Annotated in this window: 18 protein-coding genes and 1 tRNA gene; 12 read left to right on the plus strand and 7 right to left on the minus strand. The window is 70.5% G+C overall.

From position 1 onward, the window contains the following. Nucleotides 1-135: 135 nt before the first annotated feature. Nucleotides 136-1140 carry a DUF2332 domain-containing protein gene (locus ACTIMO_RS00245; protein WP_448181096.1) on the plus strand — a complete coding sequence of 335 codons (1005 nt, stop codon included), beginning with the start codon at nt 136-138 and terminating at the stop codon, nt 1138-1140. 4 nt (nt 1141-1144) lie between these two features. Here the strand turns inward: ACTIMO_RS00245 and ACTIMO_RS00250 are convergent, their stop codons facing one another. Then, on the minus strand, nt 1145-2350 hold the full coding sequence (locus ACTIMO_RS00250) for a MarP family serine protease (RefSeq protein WP_055767435.1): 1206 nt from the start codon (nt 2348-2350) through the stop codon (nt 1145-1147). A gap of 236 nt (nt 2351-2586) precedes the next feature. Here ACTIMO_RS00250 and ACTIMO_RS00255 point away from each other — a divergent pair, with 236 nt between their 5' ends. After that, nucleotides 2587-3264: a Crp/Fnr family transcriptional regulator gene (locus tag ACTIMO_RS00255; protein WP_055767432.1), complete on the plus strand. Its 678-nt coding sequence runs from the start codon at nt 2587-2589 to the stop codon at nt 3262-3264. A 102-nt stretch (nt 3265-3366) separates the two neighbouring features. Here ACTIMO_RS00255 and ACTIMO_RS00260 read toward each other — a convergent pair whose 3' ends face one another. Genes ACTIMO_RS00260 through ACTIMO_RS00270 form a run of 3 tightly spaced genes read right to left on the minus strand, consistent with a single transcriptional unit; the run spans nt 3367 to nt 4934 of the window. Next, nucleotides 3367-4281 (minus strand): NUDIX hydrolase, encoded by a 915-nt coding sequence (locus tag ACTIMO_RS00260; RefSeq protein WP_055767428.1) that lies wholly within the window; start codon nt 4279-4281, stop codon nt 3367-3369. Between the two features lie 3 nt (nt 4282-4284). After that, complete coding sequence (locus tag ACTIMO_RS00265; protein ID WP_055767425.1) at nt 4285-4776, minus strand: RidA family protein; 492 nt, start codon at nt 4774-4776, stop codon at nt 4285-4287. Between the two features lie 2 nt (nt 4777-4778). Next, nucleotides 4779-4934 (minus strand): DUF4177 domain-containing protein, encoded by a 156-nt coding sequence (locus ACTIMO_RS00270; RefSeq protein ID WP_152812776.1) that lies wholly within the window; start codon nt 4932-4934, stop codon nt 4779-4781. A 35-nt stretch (nt 4935-4969) separates the two neighbouring features. On the opposite strand from ACTIMO_RS00270, the gene ACTIMO_RS00275 reads away from it, so the two are divergent. The 5 genes from ACTIMO_RS00275 (at nt 4970) to ACTIMO_RS00295 (ending at nt 12261) form a co-directional block, all read left to right on the plus strand. Beyond that, a complete protein-coding gene (locus tag ACTIMO_RS00275) occupies nt 4970-7297 on the plus strand; it encodes a transglycosylase domain-containing protein (protein WP_448181097.1) in 2328 nt (775 codons plus the stop codon). 1 nt (nt 7298) lies between these two features. After that, nucleotides 7299-8246 carry a metallophosphoesterase gene (locus tag ACTIMO_RS00280; RefSeq protein WP_157365736.1) on the plus strand — a complete coding sequence of 316 codons (948 nt, stop codon included), beginning with the start codon at nt 7299-7301 and terminating at the stop codon, nt 8244-8246. A gap of 112 nt (nt 8247-8358) precedes the next feature. Beyond that, complete coding sequence (locus ACTIMO_RS00285) at nt 8359-10191, plus strand: ABC transporter ATP-binding protein (RefSeq protein ID WP_448181098.1); 1833 nt, start codon at nt 8359-8361, stop codon at nt 10189-10191. Beyond that, on the plus strand, nt 10188-12086 hold the full coding sequence (locus tag ACTIMO_RS00290) for an ABC transporter ATP-binding protein (RefSeq protein WP_448181099.1): 1899 nt from the start codon (nt 10188-10190) through the stop codon (nt 12084-12086). Before ACTIMO_RS00285 ends, ACTIMO_RS00290 begins: the two co-directional genes overlap by 4 nt. Nucleotides 12087-12184: 98 nt before the next feature. After that, a tRNA-Pro gene (locus ACTIMO_RS00295) sits at nt 12185-12261 on the plus strand. 60 nt (nt 12262-12321) lie between these two features. On the opposite strand, the gene ACTIMO_RS00300 is transcribed toward ACTIMO_RS00295, so the two are convergent. From ACTIMO_RS00300 to purD, 3 genes are all read right to left on the minus strand, one after another. Next, nucleotides 12322-13305 (minus strand): hypothetical protein, encoded by a 984-nt coding sequence (locus tag ACTIMO_RS00300; protein WP_448181100.1) that lies wholly within the window; start codon nt 13303-13305, stop codon nt 12322-12324. Nucleotides 13306-13667: 362 nt separating this feature from the next. Then, nucleotides 13668-14567: a phosphoribosylaminoimidazolesuccinocarboxamide synthase gene (locus ACTIMO_RS00305; RefSeq protein ID WP_448181101.1), complete on the minus strand. Its 900-nt coding sequence runs from the start codon at nt 14565-14567 to the stop codon at nt 13668-13670. Beyond that, nucleotides 14564-15856 (minus strand): phosphoribosylamine--glycine ligase, encoded by a 1293-nt coding sequence (gene purD / locus ACTIMO_RS00310; RefSeq protein WP_055767413.1) that lies wholly within the window; start codon nt 15854-15856, stop codon nt 14564-14566. Before purD ends, ACTIMO_RS00305 begins: the two co-directional genes overlap by 4 nt. A gap of 104 nt (nt 15857-15960) precedes the next feature. On the opposite strand from purD, the gene ACTIMO_RS00315 reads away from it, so the two are divergent. From ACTIMO_RS00315 to ACTIMO_RS00335, 5 genes are all read left to right on the plus strand, one after another. Continuing rightward, nucleotides 15961-17661, plus strand: coding sequence for a molybdopterin-dependent oxidoreductase (locus ACTIMO_RS00315; RefSeq protein ID WP_422390619.1), 1701 nt, complete (start codon nt 15961-15963; stop codon nt 17659-17661). Between the two features lie 137 nt (nt 17662-17798). After that, a complete protein-coding gene (locus ACTIMO_RS00320; protein WP_448181102.1) occupies nt 17799-18803 on the plus strand; it encodes an asparaginase in 1005 nt (334 codons plus the stop codon). Between the two features lie 12 nt (nt 18804-18815). Next, on the plus strand, nt 18816-19181 hold the full coding sequence (locus tag ACTIMO_RS00325) for a sterol carrier family protein (RefSeq protein WP_448181103.1): 366 nt from the start codon (nt 18816-18818) through the stop codon (nt 19179-19181). Continuing rightward, complete coding sequence (locus tag ACTIMO_RS00330; RefSeq protein WP_448181104.1) at nt 19178-20722, plus strand: DUF2079 domain-containing protein; 1545 nt, start codon at nt 19178-19180, stop codon at nt 20720-20722. The genes ACTIMO_RS00325 and ACTIMO_RS00330 overlap by 4 nt, the downstream gene beginning before the upstream one ends. A 19-nt stretch (nt 20723-20741) precedes the next feature. Continuing rightward, nucleotides 20742-21200 carry a hypothetical protein gene (locus ACTIMO_RS00335; protein WP_235498653.1) on the plus strand — a complete coding sequence of 153 codons (459 nt, stop codon included), beginning with the start codon at nt 20742-20744 and terminating at the stop codon, nt 21198-21200. Nucleotides 21201-21226 lie beyond the last annotated feature (26 nt).

The raw sequence follows: 21226 nt of genomic DNA on the forward strand, positions 1-21226 counted from the left end.
CGTGTGACGAGCCTAACTTCCGGGAGGTCCACGAACGGTATTTCCCGGGCGTCGGTGGTTACGATTTGGCATCACGGGCCGCCGCGCAGGCGCCTGTCACGGCCCCGAAACGTGGCTGAAACCGAAGGGAACGCCATGGAGACAGGAACGACGACGTCCGCCCGCTACCGGCGCTTCGCGGAACTCGAGGCACGCGGCTACTCACCGCTGTACGACGACTGGTGCATCGGCATCAGCGATGACGCGGAACTGCTCGCGCTGCTCGACACGCTCCCTCCGGCCCGCCGCCAGCCTGTCCTGTTCCTCGGCGCAGCGCGCTTCGTCGGGGTCCCCCTGGACGGCTTCGCCACCTTCCGGTCCTTCGTCGTCGCCCGGTGGCCCATGATCCGGCAGGTGATGCTGACGCGCACCACGCAGACCAACGAGGCGGGGAGGTGCGCCGTCCTGCTGCCCTCCCTCGCCGCGATCAGTGCCGTGGAGGGCAGGCCCCTGGCCCTGATCGAGGTCGGCGCGTCAGCGGGTGCCTGCCTCTACCCGGACCGCTACGCCTACCGCTATTCCCCCGGACCGGCCCTCGATCCGGTGGGCGGGTCCTCCGTCCCCGCCCTCGACTGCTCCACGGCGGGTCCGGTCCCGTTCCCGCAGCGCCTGCCCCCTGTGGTGTGGCGGGCGGGTATCGACCTCAACCCGCTGGACGCCCACGACGGCGACGACGCCCGCTGGCTGGAGGCGCTCGTCTGGCCCGAGCACATCTTCCGGCTCGATCGGCTCCGCGCCGCCCTCGGCGTGGTCCGGTCGGAGCCGCCCCTGCTCGTCCGGGGGGACCTCACCGAGGAGATCGAGCCGCTCGTGGACCGGGCACCCCCGGAGGCCGTCGTCGTCGTGTTCCACAGCGCCGTGCTCGCCTATGTCGACGCGGAGGGCAGGACCCGGTTCCGCGGGACCATGCTGCGGCTCGCCGAGGCCCGCGACCGCCCGGTGCACTGGCTCTCGCACGAGGGTTACGGGACGCTGGCAGGGGTGGACGGGGCGATGGGGCGCGCGCCGGGGGAACTGGACGGGCGGTTCGTGCTGCAGCACAACGGGCGGACGGTGGCACGCACCGGGCCCCACGGCCAGTCGATCGAGTGGCTCCCGTAGGCGCCTAGCCGCGCGTGCACTGACCGGCGGAGACGGCGTCCTGAAGACCAGGCGCACCCTCGGCGATCGGGCGGAGCTCGTCGAGGGACAGCGCGTAGCCCACCGGCGCATCCGCCGTCGACTTCGCGAAGACCACCCCTGCGACCCGGCCGTCCATGTCCAGCAGCGGGCCACCCGAATTCCCCTGCTGCACGTTCGCGGCGAGGCTGTAGACCTGCAGCGGCTGGGGATCGGCGCCGTAGATGTTGTTCACGAGCACCGGCGAGAGGCTCTGCACGCTGGCCGGCTGGATCCGGTACGGACCGCCCGCCGGGTAGCCGGCGAAGGCCACGGTCGTCCCGTCGGCCACTTCGTCGCCGAGTGGGAGCGGTGCGGCCTGCAGCCCGTCCACGGCGATCACGGCGATGTCCCGGGCCGTGTCCAGCTGGACCACCCTGCCGGGCAGGGCCCCGCCACCGGGTACCTCCACCACCGGTTGATCGACACCGGCGACGACGTGCGCATTGGTGATCACGCGATCGGGCGCGACGACGAAGCCGGACCCGGTCTGGTTCTGGCCGCACTGGAACGCGGTGCCCGTGATCCGTACGACCGACGCGGCAGCAGCCGCCAGTTGGGGGGTGTCCACCGAGGCGTCGGGCACGGCCGCCGGCGTGGCCGGGCCGACGCCCTCGAGGAGGGTGGGGATGCCGTCGTCGACCGCGATGGTGCGGAGCTGCGCCGTCCAGGTGCGGACGGGACCGGGTGTCGCGCTGTCGATCGCCCGGATGACCTGGGAGGACGCCAGCTGCTGGGACAGGAACGGTACGCCGAGGGTCCCTACGCCGAAGGCGAGCATCGACAGGACCAGCGCCGCGACGACGACGTTCACCACACCGCCGAGGATGCGGTCCACGACGCGCAGCGGCGGGACGTCCGACCACTTGCGGATCGAGGCGCCGAGCGCCGAGCCGACGGCCTGGCCGATGATGATGAGGACGATCACGGTCGCGATGACGGCGATGAGCCGCCAGGGGTTGTCCGGAACCCAGGCACTCACGAGGGGGATCGCGAAGAACGCCGCGACGGCGCCCGCCACGAATCCGACGATCCCGCCGAGCGTCACGAGGAAGCCGTTGCGGATACCCGTGACGAGGTAGCCCAGCAGCACCACGACCAGGACGAGGTCGAGGAGGGTGAATCCCGCGAGATTGACTTCCGGCACGAACATTCTCCCCTGGCTATGGACGGCGGGAGCATGGGCGGCCTCCCGGCACTGCGAGCGATTCTAGCGGCGAAGCATGGGAGGAGCGTGGGAGAACCGGGGCGCCTGCGCCCTGACGACGCGGATTGCGCTGCCCGGGGCGTGTATCAGTCGTCACATCTGCTCCCGTACGGCAAGATGGTCAGGAGAAGGCAGCGGGTACCGCCGCGGAACGACGCACCACAGACGCATCAGGAGAATTCATGGACATCGAAGTACTGCGCCGGGCGCCCCTCTTCGCCTCACTGGGAGACGATGTCTTCGCCGCCCTGACGGACGAGCTCATCGAGGTGGACCTCCCGCGTGGTTCCTCGGTCTTCCGCGAGGGCGACCAGGGCGATCAGCTGTACTTCATCGTCTCCGGCAAGATCAAGCTCGGCCGCACGGCCCAGGACGGCCGCGAGAATCTCCTCGCGATCCTCGGTCCGGGTGAGCTGTTCGGCGAGATGGCGCTGTTCGACCCGAGCCCGCGGACCGCGACGGCGACCGCCGTGTCGGAGACACGCCTCGCCGGGCTCAAGAACGAGAACCTGCGCACGCTGCTGGAGACGCGCCCCGAGGTCTCGGCGCAGCTCCTCCAGGCGCTCGCGCGCCGCCTGCGTCGCACGAACGAATCCCTCGCGGACCTCGTGTTCTCCGATGTCCCGGGTCGCGTGGCGAAGGCCCTGCTCGATCTCGCGGACCGCTTCGGCCGTCCCGCGACGGACGGCGTCCTCGTGGCGCACGAACTGACGCAGGAGGAACTGGCGCAGCTCGTGGGAGCGTCCCGCGAGACGGTGAACAAGGCGCTCGCCGAGTTCGTGCAGCGCGGCTGGCTGCGCCTCGAGGCCCGCGCCGTCGTCATCCTCGACATCCAGCGCCTGCGGCAGCGCAGCCGCTGATCCGTGCGGCCCCGGGTGCCGCCCGGGAAGGACGAAGGCACCCGCCGGACGGCGGGTGCCTTCGTCATGTGATGGCGGGTGCCTCCGTCGGGTGCGGATGGATCAGCGGCCGCGCTGCACCGAACCGCCCTCGGTGAGTTTCGGGCACTCGACCTTGAGCATCAGGTCGCCGTCCTGCTCTGCGAGCTCCGGGTAGTACACCTTGACCGGTCGCTTGTGGGACAGGTAGGCGATGCAGCCCCGGCTTGACCCGATCTTCTCGAGGATGATCTCGACCGCCGGGACCGCCAGCTCGCTGAGGACGTGCCCCACGGTGTTCGGCTGTCCGACCTCGTCGCCGAGCCGGGTGGTGTCGCGGTCGGCGATCTCCTGCGCCGCCCACCGCCACTGCCCCCACACACCCTTGCTGTCGAGGATGCTCGGCTCCTGGTTCACGGGCTGCGCCGCCGCGAAGTAGTGGGTGTCGAACCGCCGGTGCGCGAAGTCGGGTGTGAGCCAGTGCGAGAGCGGCTTGATGAGGTCGGTGCGGACACCGAGCCCGCGGCGGCTGAGGATGTCCGCGAAGCGGCACTCGCCCTCGTTGATGGCCTCGCGCGCCTTCATCCACTCCTTGGCCTGTGTGCCCTCGACGAGCGAGGAGGCATCGGGTCCCGCCAGCAGGACACCCGTCTCCTCGAAGAGCTCCCGGATCGCGCAGAGGACGTGCCGTCGCGCTGCCCGGTGGTCGTCGAGCCCGAGGGTCTTCGCCCACATGGCCGGTGTCGGGCCGTACCAGGGCAGGTCGTCGTCGTCGGACTCCTCGATGCTCCCGCCGGGGAACCCGATCACCCCGAGCGGTGACTGGCCGCGCCGGTAGGACAGGTAGGTCTCGGTGCCGATCGCGCTGTCACGCAGCAGGACCACGGACGACGCCGGCCGGGCCTTGAGCGGCGTGCGCTGGCCGTGCTCGATCCAGCTCAGTGCCGCGGTGCGCTGGTCCGGGTGAACAGGGAAGAGCCTGGTGCTGAGACGGTCCACGGCCTAGATGAACTCCGCGATGACCTCGACCTCGACGGGCGAGTCGAGGGGGAGGACGGACACTCCGACGGCCGAGCGTGCGTGCACGCCCGCATCGCCGAGGACGGAACCGAGGAGCTCCGACGCGCCGTTGACGACACCGGGCTGTCCGGTGAAGGAGGGATCGGAGGCCACGAAGCCCACCACCTTCACGATCCGCGTGATGCGGTCGAGGTCCCCGATCTGGCTCTTGATCGCAGCGAGGGCGTTCACGGCGCAGGTCGCCGCGAGGGCTGTCGCGGTCTCGGCATCGACCCCGCCATCGGCCGCCCCGACCTTCCCCGAAGCTGGGAGTTTGCCGTCAATCATGGGCAGCTGCCCGGAGGTGTAGACGTGGTTGCCGCTCACGACGGCGGGAACGTACGCGGCCAGCGGCGGGACGACGCCGGGAAGCGTGATGCCGCGCTCCGCGAGACGCGCCTCGACCGCGGAAATCACGGGTTCGGGAGCTGCCACTGCTAGTTCTTCTCCCGCTTCAGGTAGGCGACCAGACCCTTGCCGTCCGGCCCGGGAACCACCTGCACGAGCTCCCAGCCATCATCGCCCCACTGATCGAGGATCTGCTTCGTCGCGTGGATGATGAGCGGAATCGTGGAGTACTCCCATTTCTTCATGGGGAAAGCGTAGCGGGTGCTTGTAAACTGGAATAATGGCTGCGCGCAAATCACCCCTCTTCGACACGGCTACCACTCTCGGCAAGATCGTCGCCTTCCTCGGAATCAGCGGGCTGGCCGGCGTGCTCGCCGCAGGTCTCCTCGTCCCCGTGGCCGCCGCCGCCGGTACAGGAGCCTCCGCCTCGATCCAGTTCTTCGAGGAGCTGCCCGCGGAGCTCGAGCGGGAGGCCCTCGCCCAGCCGACGACCATCGTGGCCTCCGACGGGTCCCTCATCGCCACGCTGTACGAGGAGAATCGGCAGCCCGTCACCCTCGACCAGATCTCGCCGTCCATGAAGGATGCGCTGATCGCGATCGAGGACTACCGGTTCTACGACCACGGCGGCGTGGACATGGAGGGCATCCTCGGTGCGATCGCCAGCAACCTCACCAGTGACACGACGCGCGGTGCCTCGACCCTGACGCAGCAGTTCGTCACCAACGTGCTGAACGACACGGCACGCCAGAACGACGGCACGGCCGTCTTCAACGGCAGCAAGTCCGTCGGTGACAAGCTGCGCGAGATGAAGCTCGCCATCGCCGTCGAGAAGGAGCTCTCCAAGGACGAGATCCTCGAGGGGTACCTCAACATCGTCCAGTTCAACGGCACGAGCTACGGAGTGCAGGCCGCGTCGAAGTACTTCTTCAACGTGGATGCGAAGGATCTCAACATCCAGCAGAGCGCGCTGCTGGCCGGTGTGGTCAACGGCCCCACGATCTACAGCCCGGAGCTCAATCCGGAGGGCGCGCTGCAGCGCCGCAACATCGTGATCGGCGCCATGCTGACGCGCGGGAAGATCACGCAGGAGGAGCACGACGCGGCCATCGCCACGGACCTCGGACTGGCCATCACCCCGACCCTCAGCGGGTGCGTCGGTGCCGCGCAGGCACCGTACTTCTGCGACTACGTCACCCACCTGATCCTGAACGATCCCGCCTACGGCGAGACGACGGAGGATCGCCGGAAGGTCCTGTACCGATCGGGCCTCACCATCAAGACGACGCTGGATTCGCGCGTGCAGGGCGCGGCACAGACCGCTGTCAACGAGACCGCGAACCCCGACACGACCGACGGCAAGGTCGGCCACACGATGCTCAGCCTCGATCCGAAGACGGGCAACATCCTGTCCATGGCGCAGAACACCCGGTACAACCCCGAGCTGGCCCAGGGCAACACGGTCCTGAACTTCAACGTCGACCAGTTCGACGGCGGAGACCCCTCGAAGAGCCTCGGCGGCGGCGGCGGGTTCCAGCCCGGCTCGACCTATAAGCCCTTCACCGTGGCGGCCTGGGTGGAGGCGGGCAAGAGCCTGAACCAGCAGATCGACGGACGCAAGCGCGTCTACCCCGAGGGTGACCGCTGGCGCGCGAGCTGCGAGCCGGGCGGGAACTACGTCATCAACACGCCCGACGGCGAGGGCTACGAGCCGCAGAACTACGGCGACGAGAACTACGGCACGTACACCGTGCTGTACGGGCTCGCCCAGTCCCTCAACACGATCACCATGGAGACCGCCAGGCAGCTGGACCTGTGCCGCATCAGGGACATCGCCTTCGATCTCGGGGTGCACAACGCGAACAGCAGCGAAGGCGCGCCGACTCCTCCCGGCATCAACCCGCCGGCGCTGATCGGTGGCGCCGTCTCGGCCGCCCCGATGTCGATGGCCACGGCTTTCAGCGGATTCGCCAACGAGGGAACGGTCTGTACAGCGCGGGCGCTGACGGAGGTCACCGCCGTGGACGGCACCAGCTATCCAGTGCCGCCCGTGACGTGCGAGCGGAAGATCGAAGCCGACGTCGCCCGGGGCGTCAATTACGCGACGCAGGAAGTCATGCGGATCGGCTCCGGGTCAACGCTCCAGTACGGCGGCATCCCGATGGCCGGCAAGACGGGCACCAACGACGCCCGTTCGCAGACGTGGTTCATGGGCTACAACTCGGACATGGTCACCGCGACCTGGGTCGGTAACTGGCAGGGCGAGGGTGAGGAAGCCTCGCTCGGCGGCCTGCAGATCGGCGGCCAGGTGTACCCCGAGATCGACGGGTCCCTGATCGCCGCCCCGTCCTGGGCGCGTTTCATGCAGCAGATCCCCGGACTCTACGTCGGGAAGCCGTTCACCGCGCCGCCGTCGTCGATGATCAACGGTCCCCAGCGGGGCACCACGCCCACCTCCCCGGTCCGCCCGGGAGGACCCGGGGCCCCCGGCACCAACACCGGCGGAACTGGCACCGGTGGTACCACCGGTGGTACCACTGGAGGAGCGGCCGACAACGGCGGCAACAACGGCAACGGTAACGGTGCCGGTAACGGAGGAAACGGCTAGCGTGACATCGACTCAGACATCCCGGAGCGGGGCACCGCTCGGCTGGGCGGCGGGCCTCACCCTGACCGCCGCGGCCGCAACCCTCGCCTACGCCTCGGCGGTCGAACGGACCCTGTACGGGGTCCGGGAGGAGACGGTGCCGATCCTGCCTCCGGGTGCAGCCCCCCTGCGGGTCCTGCACCTCTCGGACATCCACATGGTGCCGGGACAGAAATCCAAGGCGGACTGGCTGCACGGCCTGGCACGCCTCAACCCCGACCTCGTGGTCAACACCGGTGACAACCTGAGCCACCGGAAAGCCGTCGGGCCCCTGCTGGAGGCCCTCGAGCCGCTGCTGGGTGTACCGGGCGTCTTCGTCCCCGGGTCCAACGACTACTACGCGCCGGTGGTCAAGAATCCACTACGGTACTTCGCGGGTCCCTCGATCGCCCCGAAGGAGTCCGCGCCGCAGGACCTGCCGTGGGCCGACATGTTCAGTGCGTTCGGGGCGGCGGGCTGGGTGGACCTCACCAACAGGTCGCAGTCCATCGGCTTCGGCAACATGCGCATCGACTTCACCGGCGTCGACGACCCGCACCTCGACCGTGACCGCTACGTGCCCTACCCGTCGGGCAGCAGCACGTCCGCCGAGGCCCCGCACATCCGCGTCGCCGTGGCGCACGCGCCGTACCAGCGGGTACTCGACTACTTCACGGCGGGTGGCGCGGACCTCATGCTCGCCGGCCACACCCACGGCGGGCAGGTCCGCGTGCCCGGCTACGGTGCACTCGTCAGCAACTGCGACCTGCCGACGTGGCGGGCCCGGGGCCTCACGGAGTGGGACCACGAGGGCCGCACGGTGCCGCTGAATGTCTCGGCAGGCATCGGCACGTCGCGCTTCGCTCCGATCCGCTTCGCCTGCCGCCCCGAGGCGGTCCTGCTGACCCTTACCCCGAGGAGTTCCCGCTAGCGGGTATTTCCCGGTTCTTCGCGCTTCACGAACCTGATCGGCGTCACAGCGGGCTTGCCCTAGGATTGTTGCTGAGGGACACCAACAACCATCGATCACCGAAGAGATGGCCATGAAGAACCAGAACACCCTGTGGGAATCGCTCGGACGGCTGTACCCGCACGTGAGACCCATCATCCCCCGCCTCGTCCTCGGCCTGCTCTGCGCCCTCGGTGCGAGCATGATGGCGCTGGCCATCCCCCAGGTGCTGCGCGTCCTCATCAATGACGCCCTCGCCGAGGGTGGCTCGGCGCGCACCGTCTGGGTGGCCTCCGGCGTCGTCCTGCTCCTCGGTGTCCTCGAGGCCACGTTCGTGGCCCTGCGCCGCCAGTTCGTCATCACCCCGGCGACGACGGTGGAGACAAACATGCGCACGTCCTTCTACCGGCATCTCCAGAACCTGACGATCGAATTCCACGACCGCTGGGGCAGCGGCCAGCTCCTCTCCCGCGCGATGAGCGATCTCAACCTCATGCGCCGCTGGATGGCGTTCGGGCTGATCATGCTCGTCGTGACGTCGCTGACGGTGGTGATGGGCGTGGTGATCATGTTCTTCACCAGTTGGGTCCTCGCCCTGATCTTCGTCGCCGCGGCGATCCCCCTCATGATTTACGGCTACCGCTTCCGCGCCTCCTACAGCCGCGTGTCACGGAAGAGCCAGGACCAGGCCGGCGACCTCGCCACGACCGTCGAGGAGTCCGTCCACGGCATCCGGGTCCTCAAGGCGTTCGGCAGGAGCCGTGAAGCCCTCGAGGACTTCGAGGAGCAGGCCGAGGAACTCCGGCGGACCGAGATCCACAAGGCCCGCTCGCTCGCCACCTTCTCCATGATCGTCACCCTTCTACCGGAACTCGCGCTCGGGGCCTCGCTCGTCGCCGGGGTGACCCTGGCAGCCAACGGCGAGGTGACCATCGGTGCCCTCGTGGCCTTCTTCGCCACGGCTGCGGCCGTCGCCGGTCCGGTGGAGTTCATCGGCCCCCTGCTCGCCATGACCTTCACGGCCAAGACCGCGATCGACCGCCACTACGAGGTCATGGAGTCGGAGAACACCATCGCCGACCCTGAGCAGCCGGTCCACCTCGACACCCCGGAGGGGGAGATCGTCTTCGAGGCCGTGCACTTCCGCTACCCCGACGCGCAGGACGATGCCGGGGACGTACTCGACGGCATCGACCTGCGCCTGCGCGCGGGCGAGACCATGGCGCTGGTCGGCGTGACCGGGTGCGGCAAGAGCACGCTGCTGCAGCTCGTCCCCCGCCTCTACGACGTGACCGGCGGATCCATCACCATCGACGGCGTCGACCTGCGGAGCCTCACCCTCACGGAGCTGCGCACCCTGGTCGCCGTCGCCTTCGAGGACACCACCCTGTTCTCCACCTCGGTGCGGGACAACGTCCTCATGGGCTCGGACGCGACCGGCGCAGAGGCGGACCGCATCCTCGCGGAAGCCCTCGATGTGGCCCAGGCGCAGTTCGCCCACGACCTGCCGGACGGGGTCGACACGCTCATCGGCGAGGAGGGGCTGAGCCTCTCCGGCGGCCAGCGCCAGCGCATCGCCCTCGCCCGGGCCATCGCGGCCCGGCCGACGGTCCTGGTGCTCGACGATCCGCTGTCGGCCCTCGACGTCGCCACGGAGGAACGCGTGGAGGAGGGCCTCCGCGCGATGCTCCGCTCCACGACCACGCTCATCGTCGCGCACCGGCCCTCCACGGTGGCACTCGCCGATCGCGTCGCGCTCATGCGGGACGGGCGGATCGCTGACGTCGGGACACACTCGGAACTGCTCGCGCGCAGCGACCACTACCGCTACGTGATCGCCAGCCTGGACGACGAGGAGATCGCGCAGCTCGGACGCACCGCGGTCACCGGACAGACCGTGCCCGACGACGAGGAGGCGCTGGCATGAGCCGCACCACGACGACGCCCGGCGGCGCTCCGAAGGACCGCGGGCCCCGGCGGACACCGAAGGCACAGGAGACATCGGCGGAGCCGGGCTCCACGTCCGCCGGCGTCCTCAACGAGGACGACGTCCTCCTCGACCGCGCGCAGAGCAAGGCGGTGCGCTCCCGCTCCTTCCGCCTGCTCGGCTCGCTCATCCGGCCGAACCGGCGGCAGTTCGTCTGGACCGTCCTGCTCGTCGTCGTCTCGCAGGCCGCGCGCGTGGCCGGCCCGGCGATCATCGCGTTCGGCATCGACCGGGCCCTGCCGGCCCTGATCGACGGCGATCCGCTCATGCTCTGGGTGGCGGGTGGCACCTACCTCCTGGCCGCCGTCCTCGCCGCCGTCCTGACGGCCGGGTACGTCCGGGCCACCGCGCAGCTCAGCCAGTCGATGCTCCTGGATCTCCGGGTGCGGGTCTTCCGGCACACGCAGCGACTGAGCCTGGAGTTCCACGAGAAGTACACGTCGGGCCGCATCATCTCCCGCCAGACCTCCGACCTCGAGGCGCTGCGGGAACTGCTCGACTCGGGGATCAGCTCCCTGGCCTCGGGTGCCATCTTCATGCTGTTCACCGCAGCCACCATCTTCGCCCTCGACTGGCGCACCGGGTTCCTGATCCTCGCGGCCGCGGTCCCGATGTTCTTCCTGGCCCGCTGGTACCAGAAGCACTCCCAGATCGCGTACCGGGAGTCCCGGGTGGTGTCGGCGAAGCTGATCGTGCACTTCATCGAGACCATGACCGGCATCCGCGCCGTGAAGGCCTTCCGCCGCGAGACGGTCAACGCCGAGCGCTACGACGACCTCGCGGAGGACTACCGCACCGTCACCGTGCGTTCCATCAACCTCAACGGCGTCTTCCAGCCCGGCCTCGTGCTGATCGGCAACGTGACGGTCGCCGTCGTCCTGGTGTCCGGTGGGTTCCGCGTGCTCGGCGGCTCGCTCGAGGTCGGCGCGCTCCTGGCCCTCCTCCTCTACAGCAAGCGGTTCTTCCAGCCCGTGGACCAGATGGCCATGTTCTACAACTCGTTCCAGTCCGCCGCCGCGGCCCTCGAGAAGGTGTCCGGGCTGCTCGAGGAAGTGCCGACCGTCCGTCCGCCGAAGAACCCGGTGTCGCTGCCGGACCCGCGGGGGGACATCGACTTCCACGGCGTCCAGTTCCGCTACGGCAACGGCCCTGTGGTGCTGCCCACGCTGGACCTCTCCATCAGGGCCGGGCAGACGGTCGCACTCGTCGGCCAGACGGGTGCCGGGAAATCCACCCTCGCCAAGCTGATCGCGCGCTTCTACGACGTCTCGGCGGGCCGGCTGACCCTCGACGGCGTCGACCTCCGGGAGCTGGCGCCGGCGGACCTCCGGCGCGCGGTCGTCATGGTCACGCAGGAGGCCTTCCTCTTCAGCGGTACGGTGGCCGACAACATCGCCGTCGGCAAGCCCGAGGCCGGGCGCGAGGAGATCATCGCGGCTGCCCGCGCCGTCGGAGCCGAACAGTTCATCCTCGAGCTGCCCGAGGGCTTCGACACCGATGTGAACAAGCGCGGCGGCCGCGTCTCCGCCGGGCAGCGGCAGCTGATCAGCTTCGCCCGCGCCTTCCTCGCCGACCCGGCGGTCCTCATCCTCGACGAGGCGACGTCCTCACTCGACATCCCGAGCGAACGCCTGGTGCAGGAGGGACTGCAGAAACTCCTCGGCAACCGGACCGCACTGATCATCGCGCACCGCCTCTCCACCGTCGCGATCGCCGACCGCGTCCTCGTGGTGCACGACGGGCGGGTCGTCGAGGACGGCACGCCGGCGGACCTCATCGGCGGCACGGGGCGCTTCGCCACCCTGCACGCCGCGTGGAAGGACTCGCTGGTCTGAGCGGGCAGGCGCCTTCGGGCCCGGTTTTCCTCGCCGCTGATCCTCGGCTATTCTTGGACAGTTGCCGTTCCGGAGGTCCTCCCTCCCGCCGGTGGCACCGGGGTGTGGCGCAGCTTGGTAGCGCGCGTCGTTCGGGACGACGAGGTCGCAGGTTCAAATCCTGTCACCCCGACCACAGGAACATCTGCAGAAGGCCCGCCGGTCACCCGGCGGGCCTTCTGCGTCGAGGGTCGGATCAGCGCGCGGAGGTCGTCACGACCTCGTACCCGTCGGGATCCACGGCGCCGAACTTCGCGTTGGCGAGGGCCAGCGTGTTGCCGAACAGTGCCACGGTGGTCGGCACGTCGAAGAGCGGACTCGTGATGACATCCTCCACCTCGCCGCTTGAGCGGTCCTCCGACAGGCTGATCCGGCTGACCTGGTTGAGCCGGTTCTGCACGGCGTAGACGGTGTCGCCCTGGGCGAGGATGCCGTCCACGGCCGGCAGGGGGACCGTCGTGATGGCAGCGCTCGCGCCCGTCGCGGGATCCACGGTGTAGAGGGCCTGGTTGGCGGAGTGCGCCACGATCAGGGTGTCACCGCCGTCGAACGACGTGATGCCGTTCAGGTTGAAGCCGGGCGTTACGAGCGCGGCGGGTCCCGTGAGCGTGATGGTCTCGACCTCGCCCAGGGCGCCCTTCGGTCCGACGGGGAGGAAGTAGAGTTCGGCGCTGCGTGAGTTCGTGAACCAGGCGCCGTCCTTCGTGAGGGTGACGTCGTTAATGAAGGCGTCGCCCGTGGCCAGCTGGACGTCCGCGACGGGCGCTCCGGTGCGGGTGTCGTACACGTAGGCCTGGCCGGTCGGCCCACCCGAGACGAAGAGCAGGTCGTTCCGCACGTCGGCTTTCAGCCCCACGGCGACCCTGCCCTCGGGGGCGTCGATGAAGAGGTCCGCCGTCCCCTTCCGGACGTCGCCGCGGTAGATGTCGCCGTCGCCGAGGTCGCCCGCGTAGAACGTCGAGCCCTTGCCTGCGGCGATCCCTTCCGCACCGGACGCACCGGGCAGCGGGATGAAGGCGCCCTGCTGCCGGGACGAGGCGGCGTTCGCAGGTGGGGCCGCGGGCTGCGCGGCGACGGCGCCGGCAGCGGGCAGCAGCAGGCCGCCGGTCGCGACGACGGCGACGGCGGCGCGGGCCAGGCCGTGGCGGCGGGAACGGGTGGAGGGGGAATCGGTGTTCACGGTGCTCCTCGATGGTTCTGCGCGGGCGGACCATGGGGTGTACCGCACCGCGCTGTGTCGACTGGGTCCTGGCCGTCCGGTGGACGGCCATCATCGTGTACCACGGCCGGGACGGCCGCCGGCGCCGGCGCAGTCCTGGAACTGTGGCCGGTCCTCACCCATAACGCTCGGGTCACGGCCATCGTCCCCGGGAACCATCCCGGACCCATCAACGATCGGACGCTCGTCCACACCTCTCGGCGGGTGGAGGGCGTGTCGTTGACCGGCACGCCGTCCTGGGCAGCACGGAGCCGGAAGAAGCGTGAACGACGGCGCGCGTCGCCCGGGGAGAGCCGGCGCGGAGCCCGACGCCGTCAGGAGCCTCAGGCGAACGTGCGGCCCGTCAGGCGCTCGTACGCCTCGATGTAGCGGGCGCGTGTGCGCTCGACGACGTCCGCGGGCAGTGCGGGCGGCTCACCGGAGCGGTCCCAGGCGGCGTCGTCGGACGTCAGCCAGTCGCGGACGAACTGCTTGTCGAACGAGGGCTGCGCCTGCCCGGGCGCGTACAGGGCAGCGTCCCAGAAGCGCGAGGAATCGGGGGTCAGGACCTCGTCGCCGAGGGTGATGGCGCCGGTGGCCGGGTCCAGGCCGAACTCCACCTTCGTGTCCGCGAGGATGATCCCCCGCTCCCGTGCGATCGTCCCGGCCCGCGTGTAGATCCCGAGCGTCAGGGTCCGGAGCTCGGCCGCGGCGTCGTCGCCCACGGTCATGACGACGGCGTCGTACGTGATGTTCTCATCGTGCTCCCCCACCTCGGCCTTCGCCGACGGTGTGAAGAGCGCGGGTTCCAGGCGCGAGCCGTCCACGAGGCCGTCGGGCAGCGGCAGCGAGCACACCGTCCCGGACGCCCGGTACTCCAGCAGGCCGCTGCCGGTGAGGTAGCCGCGCGCGATGCACTCGATGGGGTACATGGCGAGCTTCCGGCAGATCATGGCCCGCCCCTCGACCGCGGCGGGCACTCCCCCGGCGGCGTCGGACGCGATGACATGGTTCGGGATCCCCGCGAGCCGCTCGAACCACCAGAGGCTCAGCTGCGTCAGCACGCGGCCCTTGTCGGGGATCTCCGTGGCGAGCACGTGGTCGTACGCGCTGATGCGGTCGCTCGCGACCACCAGGACGACGTCGTCGCGCCCGTCCTCGGGCTCGTACAGGTCCCGGACCTTGCCCGAGTAGACGTGCCGCCAGCCCGGGAGCTCGGGGTGCGCGGGGGCGAAGGTGCTCATGCGGTCGCCGCCGCCGGTCCGGTGACGGACACCTCGGCGCGCGCCGCCTTCAGCGCGATGTCCGTCCGGTACTGCCCGCCCTCGAGATCGATCAGTGCGAGTCCTTCGTAGGCGGTGGAGCGCGCGTCCTCGAGGGAGTCCCCGAGTCCGACGACGGCGAGTACACGGCCCCCGGAGCTCACCACCTTGCCGTCCCGCTCCGCCGTGCCGGCGTGGAGCACGTGGGCGCCGTCGACCTTCGCGGCCTTCCGCAGCCCGCGGACGCGGCGACCGGTCACCGGGGTGTCCGGGTAGTTCTCCGACGCGAGGACCACGGCGACAGCGGTCTTCGGCGACCAGTTCAGGGGGTCGATCTGGTCGAGGGTCCCCTTCGCCGCGGCGAGCAGCACCCCGCCGAGCGGCGTGGTGAGCCGGGCGAGGACGGCCTGTGTCTCGGGGTCACCGAACCGCGCGTTGAACTCGATCACGCGCATGCCGCGCGAGGTCAGGGCCAGCCCCACGTAGAGGACACCCGCGAAGGGCGTGCCGCGGTGCGCCATCTCGTCGATGACCGGCTGCGCCACGCGCGTCAGGACCTCGTCGACGAGACCGGCCGGCACCCATTCCAGGGGCGAGTAGGCACCCATGCCACCCGTGTTCGGGCCCTGGTCGCCGTCGTTGATGCGTTTGAAGTCCTGCGCCGGAGCGAGCGGGACGACGGTCCGGCCGTCGGAGAGGACGAACAGGGACACCTCGGGGCCGTCGAGGTACTCCTCGATGACCACGGTGCCGCCTGCACGGAAGCACTCGGACGCGTGGGCGCGGGCCTCGTCGAGGTCGTCGGTGACCACGACCCCCTTGCCGGCGGCGAGGCCGTCGTCCTTCACCACGTACGGGGCACCGAACGTGCAGAGCGCCTCGCCGGCCTCCTCGTCGGTCGCGGCGACTCGCGCCATGGCGGTGGGGACGCCCGCAGCGGCCATGACCTGCTTCGCGAAGGCCTTCGACGCCTCGAGCTGTGCCGCGGCCCTCGTGGGCCCGAAGACGGGGATGCCGGCGTCGAGCAGTGCATCGGCCACCCCGGCCGCCAGCGGCGCCTCCGGCCCGATCACCACGAGGTCCGACCCGAGCGAGCGGGCCAGGTCGACGACGACTCCCGGCGAGCCGGCATCGACGTCGTGCGTGGGCACGTCCGCCGCGATCCCCGCGTTGCCGGGAGCCGCATGCACCTCGCGGACGAACGGATCGGCCAGCAAGGCCCGGACGATGGCATGTTCGCGGCCGCCGGGGCCCAGCACTAGAACCTTCACAGTAGGACAGCGTACTGGAGGCGTCCGGGCCCACCCACTGGGTCGCCCCTGTTACGGGAGGCCCGCCTACCCATACTGTCCAGCGCCCTCTCCGAATACCTCACATGAGCAACTCCACCAAGCCCCGCCGCGGCCTCTCCCTCCTCGCCGCGCTTGCCGGCATCATCGCGGCCGGCGTGGTGCTCGGTGTCGCCGAGCTCGTCGGAGCCTTCTTCCGGGCCAGCGCCACTCCCGTCATCGCGATGGGGTCCACCTTCATCGACTTCACGCCGCCGTGGATGAAGGATTTCGCGATCGAGACCTTCGGCACCAATGACAAGCTGGCGCTGCTGGTCGGCATGGGCGTCACCATCACGCTGCTGGCGGCGGTGCTCGGTATCCTCGCCTTCCGCAGGTGGGCCCTCGGGGTCGCCGGCGTGGCCTTCATGGGCGCGATCATCATCGCGTGCGTCCTCACCCGGGCCGGAGCCTCACTCCCGGATGCCGTCCCCACGCTGGTCGGCACGGCCGCGGGCCTGCTGGCGCTCCGCTGGCTGATCGCCCGGCTCCGCCACGCCGCTGCTCCCGCCACACCGACGACGGGCAGGGCCGACGTGGCCGGGACCGACACCCGGGGCTCCTCGCGGGGCGATGGCGTCACCGTGACGGAGGCCCGCGAGGTCTCGTCCGAGCACGACGGCGCCCGGGGTTCCGTCGCGACCGCGGCACGGCCCACGACCGGTGGCACGGCCGGCAGCACGTCGCGCCGCGGCTTCTTCGCCGCAGCCGGCATCACCGCGGTGATCGCCGCTGCGGCGGCCGGCGGCGGACGGCTGCTCTCCGGCGCACGCAACAACATCGCCGCCGTTCGGGACGGGCTGCAGTTCCCCGCACCCGCGAGCGCCGCACCCGCACTTCCGGCCGGTGTCCAGTCACCCGTGGAGGGCGTGACACCCTTCGTCACCCCGAACGGCGACTTCTACCGGATCGACACCGCGTTGAGCGTGCCCCAGCTGACCACCGACGACTGGGTGCTCCGCGTGCACGGCATGGTGGAGGAGGAGTTCGAACTCACGTTCCAGGACCTCCTCGACGCCGACCTGATCGAGCGCCATGTCACCCTCACCTGCGTGTCGAATCCTGTGGGCGGCTATCTCGCCGGCAACGCGAAGTGGCTCGGCTACCCGCTCCGTGAGGTCCTCGCCCGGGCCAGGCCGCTCGACGGCGCGGACATGGTGCTCTCCACCAGTTCCGACGGCTTCAGTGCCTCCACTCCCCTGCCCGTGCTCCAGGACGACCGCGACGCCATGCTGGCCGTCGCCATGAACGGCGAGCCCCTGCCCGTGGAACACGGCTTCCCCGTCCGCATGGTGGTCCCCGGCCTCTACGGCTACGTCTCGGCGACCAAGTGGGTCGTCGACCTCGAGGTCACACGCTTCGCGGACCGGACGGCCTACTGGACCGACCGCGGCTGGTCCGAGATGGGACCCATCAAGACCATGGCGCGCGTCGAGGTCCCGCAGTCCTTCGCCTCCTTCGAGGCCGGCACCGTCATGATCGGTGGTGTCGCCTGGTCCCAGCAGCGGGGGATCACGAAGGTCGAGGTGTCCGTCGACAACGGCGCCTGGGAGGAAGTCACCCTCGCTGCCGAGGCGTCGGTGGACACCTGGCGGCAGTGGTCGCACGAACTCACGCTCGAATCGGGGCTGCACACCGTCAAGGCGCGGGCCACGGACGCGGTGGACGGCCTGCAGACCGAAGAACGGGCGGACACGGTACCGAACGGCGCGTCCGGATGGCAGTCGGTCCAGTTCACCGTCACCTAGGCCACCCGGCACCCATGAGCCAGGAGCACGTCGCTCCACACGATCTGCGCCCACCGGATGAACCGTTCCCTCCGGTGGGCGCAGTTCGCCCCGCCGGACTCGGCCGACCGGCCGGAGCGATAGGGAATACTGGGATCATGCCCTCCACCTTCACTACGGCTGACGCCGTGGACTTCGCCGTCCTCGAACGCAACGGCTTCATCGAATCCCGCCACGTGGGTGCCGCCGTCGTCCTCGCTGCGGACGGCTCCGTGGTGACGGAACTCGGGGACATCACCAGCCCGATCTTCCCGCGGTCGACGCTCAAGCCGTTCCAGGCCCTCGCGAGCATGAAGGCGGGCGTCCCGCTGCGTGGCCCGCAGGTGGCCCTCGCCGCCGCGAGCCATGTCGCGAGCAACGAGCACATGGACGTGGTGCGCACCATGCTCGACGCCGCCGGGGTGACCGAGGAGCACCTGCAGTGCCCCGAGGACTGGCCGCAGGACGAGCAGGCCCGCAACGACCTCGTCCGTGCGGGGAAAGGCAAGCAGCGCATCGCGTTCAACTGCTCGGGCAAGCACGCGGCCTTCCTGTGGGCCTGCACCGAGAACGGCTGGGACACCTCCACCTACCTCGAGCCGTCCCACCCGCTCCAGCGCTCCGTGGCCTCGGTCATCCAGGAGTACACCGGGGAGTCCGTCGCGGCCTGGGGCGTGGACGGCTGCGGCGCTCCCGTGGCCGCGGTCTCGCTGACCGGGCTCGCCCGCGGGATCGGGAAGGTGTCCCGGGCACCGTCGGACAAGCACGCCGATGCCCGCGCCGCGACGATCGCGACAGCCATGCTCGACTACCCCTGGGCGGTCCACGGCGAGGGCATGGAGAACTCCGTGGTCATGGAGGACCTCGGAGTCGTCGCCAAGAGCGGCGCCGAGGGAGTCCTCGTCCTCGGAGCGCGAACAGGCGCATCGCTGGCCCTGAAGGTCCTGGACGGTAACAACCGCGCCGCAACCCTGGTGGGCCTCACGCTCTTCGCCGCCTCGGGAGCCATCGACGCCGAGAAGGTCGGCGCGGTGCTCGAGAAGGTCGTCCCGCCGGTCTTCGGTGGCGGGCGGCCCGTCGGCAGCCTGCGCCTCGCGGCCCCGGTCATGGCTCTCCTCGACTAGGGCTCCCGGACCATGGCACGGCGACGCATCACGGGCGAGGACGGACGGGACGCCCTCGCCTCCGTTGCGGCGGGGACCGGCGGCAGGCCGGAGCTCGCCACGGCGGTGCGCTTCACGCTCGAGGAGCTCGCCGAGCTGGCGCCCGGCAACAGCGTCGAGGTGCGCGTGCCGCCGTTCGGCGTGACACAGTGCGTCGCCGGCCCCCGCCACACGCGGGGGACCCCGCCCAACGTCGTCGAGACCGACGCCACTACCTGGCTGGCCCTCGTGGGCGGGACGGTCACCTGGCCCGAGGCCGTCGCCGCCGGGAAGGTCGCGGCGTCGGGGCAGCGCGCAGACCTGAGCGCGTGGCTGCCGCTCTTCGGGCGCCAGGCATGAACGTCCCCGTGCAGGGCGGGGGCCCGGGCCCCGACACGCAGGACCGGCGCACGACGGCGTCCACCGCAGGACGCGCCACGCCGACCGGCGCGATCGCCAGACGGAACGCACCGGCAGCGGGCGGCCCCCGGGACCGGCTCCGCCGCGTCCGGACCGCTGCCGCCTCCGCCGTGCGCCGCCAGCCCCCCGGAGCCTGGCTCGTCGGCCTGGCCGCCGCCGTCCTCTACAGCGTCTTCTCCGTCACCCAGTGGAACCTGCTCGACGCGCCGTCGTGGGATCTCGGGATCTTCACGCAGCTCGCGAAGGCGTACGCGGGCCTCGACGCCCCGATCGTGCCGATCAAGGGCGAGGGGTTCAACCTCCTCGGCGATCACTTCCACCCCCTGCTCGTGCTCCTCGCGCCGGCCTACGCCCTGGCGCCGTCGGGCCTCACCCTGCTGATGGTGCAGAACCTCCTGTTCGGGCTGTCCGTCGCCGTGGTCACCCGGGCCGGCATGCGCCTCGTCTCCCCCCTCGCAGGCATGGCCGTGGGCGTCGCCTATGCGCTGTCCTGGGGCCTGCAGTCGGCCGTCGCCGCCCAGTTCCACGAGATCGCCGTCGCAGTGCCGCTCCTCGCCCTCAGCCTCGAGGCGCTGCTGCGGCGACGCGTGCTGCCGGCCGTCCTCTGGGGCGGCACCCTGGTCTTCGTGAAGGAGGATCTCGGCCTGACGGTGATCGCACTGGGCCTCGTCATCGCGTGGCGATTGCGGACGGCGGCAGGGCTCTGGCTCTCGGTCTGGGGTGCGCTGTGGCTGATCATCTCGGTCCGCCTGATCCTGCCCGCACTGAACGCGACGGGCCAGTACGACTACTCGGACCGGATCGACGTCGGCGGGATGATCGCCGATCCCGCCGGCGCCGTCATCGACCTCGTGTCCGGCGCGCCCAAGCACGAGACGCTCCTGCTGCTCCTCCTCGCCGGTGGCTTCGTGGTCCTGCGGTCCTCGCTGAGCCTGGTCCTGCTCCCCACCCTGCTGTGGAGGTTCGCCTCGGGCCAGGAGGGCTACTGGGGGCCGGAGTGGCACTACAGCGCCGTCCTCATGCCGGTCCTGTTCCTGGCCCTCGTCGACGCCGTGCACACGCTGCGCAGGAGCAGGCGCGGATGGGTCCGGGCGATCGCGCTCATCGGTGTCCCCAGCGCCGTCGCGGCCGCCCTGGTCCTGCTGCCCACGCAGAAGTTCGCCGTGCTCGCCGAACCGGCCACCTATCGGCAGTCGGAGCGCTGGGACCCGGCGCACCGCATGATGGACCTCATCCCCCGCGGCGCGACGGTCGAGTCCGGCGTGGTCCTCATGGCCTACCTCGTCCCGGACACCCGGGTGTACTGGCTCGGCAACACCAACCCGGCACCGGACTACCTGATCGTCGACGCCGAGGACTGGAGCTGGGGTCCCGTCCGGCCGGCCGACGCCGAGGCCCACGCGGAGCAGCACTATCCCGGCACCGACTACACGACGGTCTTCGACGAGGCCGGCTACCAGCTCGTCGAGCGGCAGCGCTGACGCCCGCTAGCCTTGACGCATGACCTCCGAGCACCCCTCGCCGCACGGCACCCCAGAGCAGCCCGAGACCCGCGGTGCCGTGCCGGCGGACGGGCAGCCGAGCCCTGCCGACCGCGAGGCGACGCCGGTCGTGCAGCCCGATGGGGCATCCGGTACCACGGCCTCGCCCGGATCGGCCGACTCGCCCGCATCACCCGGTTCCCCCGCCTATCGTGAGGTGACCGTCCGCAGGGCGCCGAAGTTCGTGCCCTTCATGGCGGTCGGGGCGATCCTCGGATTCCTAGCGGCCCTCGTCGTCGCCTACACGGGACCGGTCGATCCCACGCTGACGCGCGAATCGATCCTCGGCTTCTTCACCATCGCCTTCGCCCTGCCGGGGGTGCTCCTGGCGGCACTCCTGGTGCTGGTCGTCGATCGCCGCAGCGTCAAGCGGGCGGAACGGGCACGCGCCCAGCGCACCTACGACGACGGCGCCTGAGGCCGTACGCCCCCTTCCCACCGCGC

Source organism: Arthrobacter sp. CP30 (genome assembly GCF_053470025.1).